The organism is Apibacter sp. (genome assembly GCF_025291155.1).
GTDB lineage: Bacteria > Bacteroidota > Bacteroidia > Flavobacteriales > Weeksellaceae > Apibacter.
The window spans coordinates 1-9271 of record NZ_JAMBJZ010000083.1; the positions used below are offsets into that span (position 1 = coordinate 1).

General features: G+C 29.4%; 12 protein-coding genes and 1 tRNA gene. 10 read left to right on the forward strand and 3 right to left on the reverse strand.

What is annotated here, in order from left to right; all coding sequences use genetic code 11:
• The 3 genes from M3Z80_RS07935 to M3Z80_RS07945 form a co-directional block, all read left to right on the forward strand.
• A partial coding sequence (locus M3Z80_RS07935) for an NAD-dependent epimerase/dehydratase family protein (RefSeq protein ID WP_293919020.1) occupies positions 1-876 on the forward strand: 876 nt, incomplete at its 5' end.
• Positions 876-1931 carry a diphosphomevalonate decarboxylase gene (gene mvaD / locus M3Z80_RS07940; protein WP_293919022.1) on the forward strand — a complete coding sequence of 352 codons (1056 nt, stop codon included), beginning with the start codon at positions 876-878 and terminating at the stop codon, positions 1929-1931. The genes M3Z80_RS07935 and mvaD, both read left to right, overlap by 1 nt.
• 153 nt (positions 1932-2084) lie before the next feature.
• Positions 2085-2357, forward strand: a complete 273-nt coding sequence (locus M3Z80_RS07945; protein ID WP_293919023.1) for an HU family DNA-binding protein — start codon at positions 2085-2087, stop codon at positions 2355-2357.
• Positions 2358-2468: 111 nt separating this feature from the next.
• Here the strand turns inward: M3Z80_RS07945 and M3Z80_RS07950 are convergent, their stop codons facing one another.
• The 3 genes from M3Z80_RS07950 to M3Z80_RS07960 all read right to left on the reverse strand — a co-directional run bounded on the left by M3Z80_RS07950 (position 2469) and on the right by M3Z80_RS07960 (position 3541).
• Complete coding sequence (locus M3Z80_RS07950; protein ID WP_293919025.1) at positions 2469-2864, reverse strand: hypothetical protein; 396 nt, start codon at positions 2862-2864, stop codon at positions 2469-2471.
• Complete coding sequence (locus M3Z80_RS07955) at positions 2851-3189, reverse strand: phage holin family protein (protein ID WP_293919026.1); 339 nt, start codon at positions 3187-3189, stop codon at positions 2851-2853. The genes M3Z80_RS07950 and M3Z80_RS07955 overlap by 14 nt, the downstream gene beginning before the upstream one ends.
• Positions 3190-3259: 70 nt before the next feature.
• Complete coding sequence (locus M3Z80_RS07960; RefSeq protein ID WP_293919027.1) at positions 3260-3541, reverse strand: YtxH domain-containing protein; 282 nt, start codon at positions 3539-3541, stop codon at positions 3260-3262.
• Between the two features lie 212 nt (positions 3542-3753).
• Between M3Z80_RS07960 and M3Z80_RS07965 the strand changes: the two genes are divergently transcribed.
• The 7 genes from M3Z80_RS07965 (at position 3754) to M3Z80_RS07995 (ending at position 9070) form a co-directional block, all read left to right on the forward strand.
• Positions 3754-4953 (forward strand): pyridoxal phosphate-dependent aminotransferase, encoded by a 1200-nt coding sequence (locus tag M3Z80_RS07965; RefSeq protein WP_293919028.1) that lies wholly within the window; start codon positions 3754-3756, stop codon positions 4951-4953.
• Positions 4950-5975 (forward strand): UDP-N-acetylmuramate dehydrogenase, encoded by a 1026-nt coding sequence (murB, locus tag M3Z80_RS07970; RefSeq protein WP_293919030.1) that lies wholly within the window; start codon positions 4950-4952, stop codon positions 5973-5975. The genes M3Z80_RS07965 and murB overlap by 4 nt, the downstream gene beginning before the upstream one ends.
• 28 nt (positions 5976-6003) lie before the next feature.
• Positions 6004-7041 carry a tetraacyldisaccharide 4'-kinase gene (gene lpxK / locus M3Z80_RS07975; protein ID WP_293919031.1) on the forward strand — a complete coding sequence of 346 codons (1038 nt, stop codon included), beginning with the start codon at positions 6004-6006 and terminating at the stop codon, positions 7039-7041.
• A 73-nt stretch (positions 7042-7114) separates the two neighbouring features.
• Positions 7115-7786 (forward strand): hypothetical protein, encoded by a 672-nt coding sequence (locus M3Z80_RS07980; protein ID WP_293919032.1) that lies wholly within the window; start codon positions 7115-7117, stop codon positions 7784-7786.
• A gap of 413 nt (positions 7787-8199) precedes the next feature.
• Positions 8200-8275 (forward strand) — tRNA-Met (locus M3Z80_RS07985).
• Between the two features lie 168 nt (positions 8276-8443).
• Entirely contained in the window at positions 8444-8899 is a 456-nt protein-coding gene (locus tag M3Z80_RS07990; protein ID WP_293919033.1) for an Arm DNA-binding domain-containing protein, read from the forward strand.
• A gap of 36 nt (positions 8900-8935) precedes the next feature.
• Positions 8936-9070 (forward strand): phage integrase SAM-like domain-containing protein, encoded by a 135-nt coding sequence (locus M3Z80_RS07995; RefSeq protein ID WP_293919034.1) that lies wholly within the window; start codon positions 8936-8938, stop codon positions 9068-9070.
• Positions 9071-9271: the final 201 nt, after the last annotated feature.

A 9271-nucleotide genomic window follows, 5' to 3' on the forward strand; every position in this document is an offset into this window, starting at 1 on the left:
AAAATTCATGAACCTGAAAGATATAAAGTTTTATACGATTCATTACAATGGATTGAAGGGGATATTCTTGATATCACTTCATTGCAAAATGCATTTGAAGGAGTAACAGAAGTATATCATGCTGCCGGAAAAGTAAGTTTTAATGAAAAAGAAAAAAAGTTGCTCAATAAAATCAATATTGAAGGAACTCAAAATATGATTAATTTATCGATCACTAATAAAATTGATAAATTTTGCTTTTTTAGCTCCATTGCTACTTTAGACCCAAACTTTGATGTATCAATTATCAATGAAAATGCTGAATGGAATTTTAAAAGAAATCATTCCTCTTATGCATGTTCTAAATATGGAGCAGAAATGGAGGTTTGGAGAGGCTCGCAAGAAGGATTAAAAGTATTGGTAGTATATCCGGGAATAGTGATAGGTTCGGGAAATTGGGAACGAGCCAACAAGTTATTATATGAAATGACTTATGCTGACCGTGCTTTTTATACATCCGGTTCAACCGCATTTATTGATGCTTCAGATTTAGCCGAAGTATGCATTCGATTAATGGAAGATCTTATTAATAATGATAAGTATATAGTAACTGCAAGAAATGTCACATATAAGGAAATAATCTGCCAATTAAGAAGTGCATTTGAAATGAAACCTCCAATTGAAATTACAAATTCTCAACTAAAAAAAATGGCCTTTTGGTCTCAATTTTTGTCAAGTAAAAAGAGAATAAGCAAATCAGCTTATTTTGCTTTAATATCACAAAATAAATATTCAAATGACAAGTTAGAGCAGTATTTATCATATTCCTTTCTTTCTTTAGAAGATTCTTTAAATATACATGCAAAAAATTATCTACAATATAAAAATAATAAATAATGAATGAGGAAAATTTTATTCCAACGCACTCTCATAAGGAAGTTGCAAATGGAGAAGTAAAAGCAAGATGTAGCTCGAACATAGCATTAGTTAAATACTGGGGAAAATATGATTTTCAATTACCGGCAAATCCATCAATAAGTTATACTCTTACGAATAGTTTTACAGAAACAAGTATAACTTTTAAAAAATCAAATGATTTTTCAGTTGAGTTATATCTTGATAATCAATTTCAAGAAAAATTTTCTTCTAAAATATACACCTATTTTCTTTCCTTAAAACGTTTTTTACCTTTCATTGATAGCTACTCCTACTCTATATACACAAAAAATTCATTTCCTCACAGCAGTGGAATCGCTTCTTCAGCCTCAGGATTCGGAGCATTGGCAAAATGTCTAATGGAAATGAGCGAAATGCTAGGTGAAATTACAACTGAAGAATTTAAGTTAATGAAAGCTTCATTTTTAGCCAGAATGGGATCAGGAAGCGCATGCAGATCTATTTATAGCGGTTTAGCCATTTGGGGTAAAAATTCAGATATTCCTTCAAGCTCAGATTTATATGCAGTTTCTTTTCCTTTTGAAATAGCACCAATTTTCAAAGAAATGCAAGATACTATTTTACTTGTAGATGAAGGACAAAAACAAGTAAGCAGCACAGTAGGACATAGCTTAATGAACGGACATCCCTATGCAGATCTTCGATTTAAAGAGGCAAGTAAAAATTTATCCGATATGAGTCAAGTATTACAATCTGGAGATTTGGAACAATTCGGTAAAATTGTGGAACATGAAGCATTATCTTTACATGCCATGATGATGACCTCTTCTCCCGCTTATATTTTATTTAAGCCAAATACATTGGCTATATTAGATAAAATATGGAAATTTAGAAGGGAATCCAATACCCATTTATACTTTACTTTAGATGCGGGTGCCAATGTACATTTACTTTATCCGGAAAAAGAAAAAGGACTGATTTTCAGTTTTATAAAAAATGATCTTTTGAAATATACTGAAAATGGTAATTTAATATTAGATAAGGTCATTTTTTAAACAAACGGTATAAAAAAATAAACCCTTTTCTTTCACAAAAATGTAAAGTATTCTTTGTTAGAGCGAAAAAAAGAGGGATTTTGCTTGTTTATATCAAACAAAACACTACCTTTGTCAAATTAAGATAAATAAACCTTATTAAAATTAAATCAAATGAACAAATCAGAATTAATTGATGCTATTGCCACTGAAGCTGATATTACTAAAGCAGCTGCAAAAAAAGCTTTGGATTCATTTTTAAATAATGTAACAAAAGCTTTAAAGAAAGGAGATAAAGTTACTCTTGTAGGTTTTGGTACATTTTCAGTTTCTAGTAGGAGCGCAAGAGAAGGTATTAATCCTCAAACTAAAGCTAAGATTAAAATTCCTGCTAAAAAAGTTGCTAAATTTAAAGCAGGTGCAGAATTATCCTCTGCTGTTAATTAAGATAAACCTAAAAAATTAAGTTTAGTAAAAAAAAGGCTGTAAAAATTTTACAGCCTTTTTTAATATATTTTTTAGAATTAAAAATATAAAAAATGATATTCTCAGTTCTAATTAAATTTCCTCTGATTCATCATTATTTCTTAAAGTCTTGAATTCATATCTGTTTCTCATATTTGCCAACACATTTTTGCCCTTGGATATGAGAATAGGAGTTAAATAGGAAGATGCCAAAAGAATCAACTTTCCTGATATAGTTTTTTTATTGACAAATCTGGAAATTACTTTTTCAGTACCCATACCTATACCAAAATCTATCAATATATTCAATAGGTTTGGATTTTTTACAAAATGCAATGCTTTATCACGTACGTTCTCGCTCAATATACCTAAAGACTCAGACAAATGATCAAGAGAAATTTTATTTTCCATTTCATTAATTTCCTCTTTTAAAAGGCGTTTCCTTAATAAAAAGTCTTCGTATGTATATTTTCCGTTAGTTTTTGTCATTAAGTTCATTTTCTTTTACATTTAAATGCATTTCAATAATCCTTCTCATGATATATTTTCTAATGCTCGAATAATTGGTGAGAAGAATAATAAATAGTATGAGATAGATACATGAAATAATTAAAATTCCTAAACCTAAATTATTAAAATAAGATCCGATCATGATTCCGAGTGCAAAACTGGCTAAAAGCAGAAACATCATACCTATGCTAAATACGATAATTATAAAAATTATTATACTTAACAAACCGGATATGGTTTCTGTTAAATCCAATTTTAGAAGCTCAATTCTATTATTAATATATTTTTTTAAAAAACCTAACATAAAAAATTGAAAATATAGTGATAAAACTAAAAAAGAGTCAAAAAAAAAGACTCTTTTTAATTTTCAGTAATTATTTTTTTGTTAATTCATCATATTCTTCTGCAAGATGATCAATTTTTTCGTCCTTCATTCTCTTAAAATCATTTTTATACTTATCATATCCTTCCTTCAGCTCATCTTTATATTTATGATAAGAATCTTTAAGACTCTCCCCTAAATCTTCCGCTTTTCTTTTAATCTTTTTACGAGTGTTTTTTCCTTTATCAGGAGCTATTAAAACACCGGCAAGAAGACCTGCTACAGCCCCTATAACCATACCGGTTAAAACATTTTGAACGTTTTTATTTCCCATAATCAAAATAGTATAAATTTTAATATTATTTTTAGATATTTAAAGTAAAAGACAAAAAGGAAAAAATAGATTAGCAATTTCATATAAATTGTAAAAATTCTTTTATTATGCTTATCTCGGAATAACTATAAATTAAAAACTTATATTTATTTTTCTTGCCTTAAACAAATATACTCAATAAATTTGTAATTTCCAAAACAACATAAAAAATTATGCCAAATTTCTCTTCACGAGGTTTAAACATGCCTGAGTCTCCTATAAGGAAACTTGCTCCTTATGCTGTGAAAGCAAAGGAGAAAGGCTTGAAAGTATTTCATTTAAATATTGGACAGCCCGATATAAAATCACCGCAGACAGCAATAAACGTTCTAAAAAATATTGATTTAGATATTTTTGCCTATACGCCTTCTGAAGGAAATTTTGATTATAGAAACACTTTAAAAGAGTATTATCACTCTTTAGGTTTTGAAGATTTAACTCGAGATAATTTCATTATTACCAACGGAGGATCCGAGGCTTTATCATTTACCTTAAGCTGTTTATGCGATCATGGTGATGAAATAATCGTTCCCGAACCTTTTTACGCAAATTATTATAGCTTTGCCGAATCTATCGGGGTTAATATTATTCCTGTAGTATCTACTATCGATACCGGTTTTTCACTTCCGAACATTGATAAATTCAATGAATTAATCACTCCGAAAACTCGGGCAATACTTATTACAAATCCCAGTAATCCAACCGGATATCTTTATTCTAAAGAAGAATTGCAAAAATTAGCGGAAATTGTAATCAAGAATGATATTTTTCTTATTTCCGATGAGGTGTACAGAGAATACGTTTACGACGGGTTGACTTTCCATTCCATATTAGAATTTCCGGAACTTAAAGAAAATGTAATTGTTGTAGACTCAGAATCTAAACGATATAGTCTTTGTGGTATTCGTAGTGGATTCTTGGTTACCAGAAATAAAAAATTTTTAGATATAGCTTTAAAATTTGCACAAGCTCGCTTAAGTCCTTCCCTGGTAGGTCAAATTATAGCTAATGCAGCTCATTACGAACCGAAATCTTATATTGAAAATGTGCGAAAAGAATATGAAGAAAGAAGAGATTTGCTTATAAAACTTCTTAATGAAATTCCCGGAGTCATTTGTCCCAAACCGAAAGGAGCGTTTTACTGCACAGTTGAATTACCAGTTGAAAATGCTGAAGATTTTTGTCTTTGGATGCTTAAAGAGTTCGAATATGAAAACGGAACGGTTATGTTAACTCCAGCCCAAGGATTTTATTCCAATCAGGAGCTTGGAAAAAAACAAGTCAGACTTGCTTACGTGATCAATAAAGAAGACATTACTCAATCGATTAAAATTATTAAAAAAGGACTAGAAAAATATAATTCAAATCGATGATCAGACAGGAAAATATAGATATCCGAAAATATACTACTTTTAATGTCCCTGCAATTTGTGATTTCTTTGTAGAGGTCTCAAATCTGAATGAGCTCAAGGAAGCGTTAGATTTTTCAAAAAATAAAAACATACCTGTTTTATTTATCGGCGGAGGGAGCAACATTCTTTTTATTAAACCCTTTCACGGGTTAGTCATTAAAGTTAATTTAAAAGGCATTGAAGAAAAAATAGACGAAGACGATAAGCATATACTCATTACTGCTAAAGCGGGTGAAAATTGGGATGCATTCGTTCACTATTGTACATCCAGAAATTACGGCGGATTAGAAAATTTATCATTAATTCCCGGTAATGTTGGTACTTCTCCCATACAAAATATTGGCGCCTATGGAGCTGAAATGAAAGATACTTTTCACCAATTAAAGGCATTGAATATTTCAACTTATGAAATTGAAGTATTTGATGTCGAATCTTGTAAATTCGGATACAGAGATTCTTATTTTAAGAATGAAGGTAAAAATAAGTATGTTATTATTGAAGTCACTTTTAAATTAACTACAAAAAAACATAATCTAAAAATTTCTTATGGAGACATAAAAGAGGAACTCTTAAAAAAAGAAATATATGAGCCCACTTTAGCTAATATAAGAAATCAGGTAATTGAAATTAGGAAACGTAAACTTCCGGATCCGGCTATCATGGGAAACGCAGGAAGCTTTTTTAAAAACCCAATTATTTCGATTGCCCATTTGGAAAATATTCAGAAAAAATATCCCGAAATACCCTACTATAAGATTTCAAATCAACTTGTGAAACTTCCCGCTGCATGGCTAATTGAATTTGCTGGATGGAAAGGGAAAAAAGAAGGAAATGTCGGAGTTCATAAAAATCAATCCCTAGTTTTAGTAAACTTAGGAGATGCAAACGGCAAAGAAATATATGACTTGTCAAAATCAATAATTGAGGATGTTAATAAAATTTTTAATATTCAATTAGAACGAGAAGTAAATATCATCTTATAAATTTATATTTTTGCTTTATAATTTAAGCATGAATATATTATTTTATCCTTTTGCGGGTCTCTATTGGCTGGCGACATATATACGAAATAAATTTTTTGATTGGGGACTTTTGCATTCTAAAAGCTATAAAAAGCCCATTATATGCGTTGGTAACCTCAGCGTAGGAGGTACCGGTAAATCTCCTTTTGTTATCTATCTCATTGGTTTGCTGAAAGATTCTCATCTTATCGGGATCATGAGCAGAGGCTACGGAAGAAAAACCAAAGGCTATCAATTTGCTAATTATGAGACCACCTATGAAGAAATTGGTGACGAACCCATGCAATTTTTTGAGCGTTTCAAAAATAAAATTATTGTGGGGGTTGATGAAAAAAGAGTTCATGGCATTGATAATCTTATTAAAGATTTTAATCCAGACCTTTTTATTCTCGATGATGCTTTTCAGCATCGCTATGTTAAAGCAGGATTATACATCCTTTTAACAGATTACAACCATCCATATTATGAAGATCATATTTTACCTCTGGGACGTTTGCGAGAAGGCCAATATGGCACTAAAAGGGCACAAATAGTTGTAGTGACTAAGTGTCCTCATGATTTAACACAAGACGAAAAAAATAGTATTGAGAAAAAATTAAAATTACAACCGTATCAATCATTATTTTTTTCTACTATTATATATGAAAAACGGGTGATATCCTTAAACCGTACACTCGCTGTTGATGATATTCTTTCGTATTCGATTCTTTTAGTTACGGGAATTGCTAAATATCAAGATATATTGGATTATGCTGAAGAAAAATTTTCAACTGTTACACATTTAAAATTTAAAGATCATCATAATTTTTCCAAATCTGATGTTGATGAGATTGGAAAAACCTATCTTAATTTAAAAGGAAACGCAATTATTTTAACCACTGAAAAAGACTTTACGCGCTTAAAGCATTTTCAACTATTGAAAGATGTTTTATTTTATCTTCCTATAAATGTTAAGCTAGATAAACCGGAAGAATTCAAAAAATTAATTAATAAATACGTAGATAAAAATTCAAATTTAAATCTTTAAAATAGATAATTATCTATATGTTAATAGATTTTCTTATCTTTATCATTCAATTTCAACATTAAATTACCATTACATGAATAAAAAAATATTATTTTGGTTTTTTCTTAGTACAGGAATAATATGGATTTTAGGAGCTAGTTATTGGTATATTTGGATAGAAAATCTGGATTTAAGTAAATTGGATTTAAGTAGCGATGATCCAAATACAAAAGCTTTTATAAAGGCCATTTTGGTAGTTTTTATTCCTTTATTAGTTACAGCCTTGCTTTTTTATTGTATAGGTTTACTTTTTGGTAAAAAGGAGGAAAAAAATGTTACGGAAATTGAAAAAGAAAATGAGCTTTTAAAAAGTGAACTAGCAACGCATATTGATAAGATTGAAACCATGAAGGTCTTATATACCGGTGGAAAAATCAGAAGAAGATCGTCAATTCCTCATGATAATATCTCAACTCCAATAAACGAAAACGAAAAGGAAAATGAGAAGGAGGATAAAAAAGAGGCCACTCCTATCCATAAGGATGATCTAAAAATTATTGAAGGAATTGGTGAAAGGATTGAATTTTTCTTAAATGAAAGTGGAATATTTACTTGGGAACAACTAGCTCAGCAATCCGTTGAATCATTAAATAATATTCTTGAATTGTACGAAGGAGCTTCATACCGCATACACAATCCTACGAGCTGGCCAAAGCAGGCAGAACTAGCTGCAAAAGGAAAATGGGATGAATTTAAAGCTTTATAAAATTCTTCATTATAAAAGGTTATTATTTGAAACGTCTCCATTTTATATTTTTTTAAATCAATAGTTGCTGATATTTTTTCTGAATATTCTCTCCTATTTAATAAATCTTTTATATAAATCTACCTAACGATGCTAAAAAGTAAGAGTTTCTTTTTCTCATATTATCGCTATCATTCATAGAAATACTTATTACTTTACTACTAGAATTTTCGTTTACGTCTATTTTTTTAATAAATGATGATTTTTTTTTACAATTAGAAAAAATTAAATAAAACGTTATATTTCAGCACTATAACTTTTACATTTTAACAACAAATTGAATGAAATTTGTAAAAAATTGAACTTTTACTTTAAAAAAATGAAATTATAGTTGGTTCATAAGAAAATTGTTGTATATTTGCACTCACAAACAACGCGGGATGGAGCAGTAGGTAGCTCGTCGGGCTCATAACCCGAAGGTCACAGGTTCGAGTCCTGTTCCCGCTACCAAGTAAGAGAATCAGAAAACTGGTTCTCTTTTTTTGTTTAAAATCAGGGAGTTAGGTTATTTTACTGCGTATAGATATTTTCTATTTTATTACTTCGTGCTGAATAAAGGCATACAATTAGGCATACCCTACTTATTGAAAAGGCATACCCTTAAAAATAAATAAAAACATGAATAACAGTAAATTACATATATTATTTGTATTAGATAAAGTTAATACAAATGTAAAAGGCATAGCACCATTAAGATGTAAATTAACATATTTAAGTAAAAGAAAGGTATTTTCATTAGGATTATTTATAAATCCTGATTATTGGAATAATAGGGAGCAAAAAGCAAAACCTCAAAATCAAGAAAATAACTTTGTTAATACACAGATAAGCCTGATTAAACAAAAAATTAATCAGGCTTTTTTGTTTCTACAAGTACAGGAAACGATTTTTGATGTAGAAGATATTTACTTAAAATATAAGGGTAAGGATAGTAAAGTCTCAAAAACTCTTTTAGAAGTATTTGATTTGCATAATGAGAGAATGCAGAAGCTGATTGGTAAAGAATACACCCAATCTACTTATAACAAGTTTAAGGAAGCTAGAAGCCATATAAAAAACTTTATAAAACATTAGTACAACAAAAATAATTTCCTTTTAGAAGATATAAACCTGAAATTCTTAAAAGATTTTGATTACTATTTAAAGATTAATAAAAATCAAAAGCAGATTACTATTAATAAATCCATTCAGAGAATTAAGAAAATAATTAAATTAACCATAGCAAAAGGATTTTATTATTACTGATCCTTTTTCTCCTATATAAGCCTAGAAGGATTGAAAATAAGGTATTGTATCTTACTACAGAAGAATTGAAGAAGTTAGAAAATTATACCTTCTCGCAAACTAGATTACAACAAGTAGCAGATATGTTTATATTTTGTTGTTATACTAAATTAGCCTATCAGGAAATGAGTATCTTAGAATCATAGCATATAATAAAAGGCT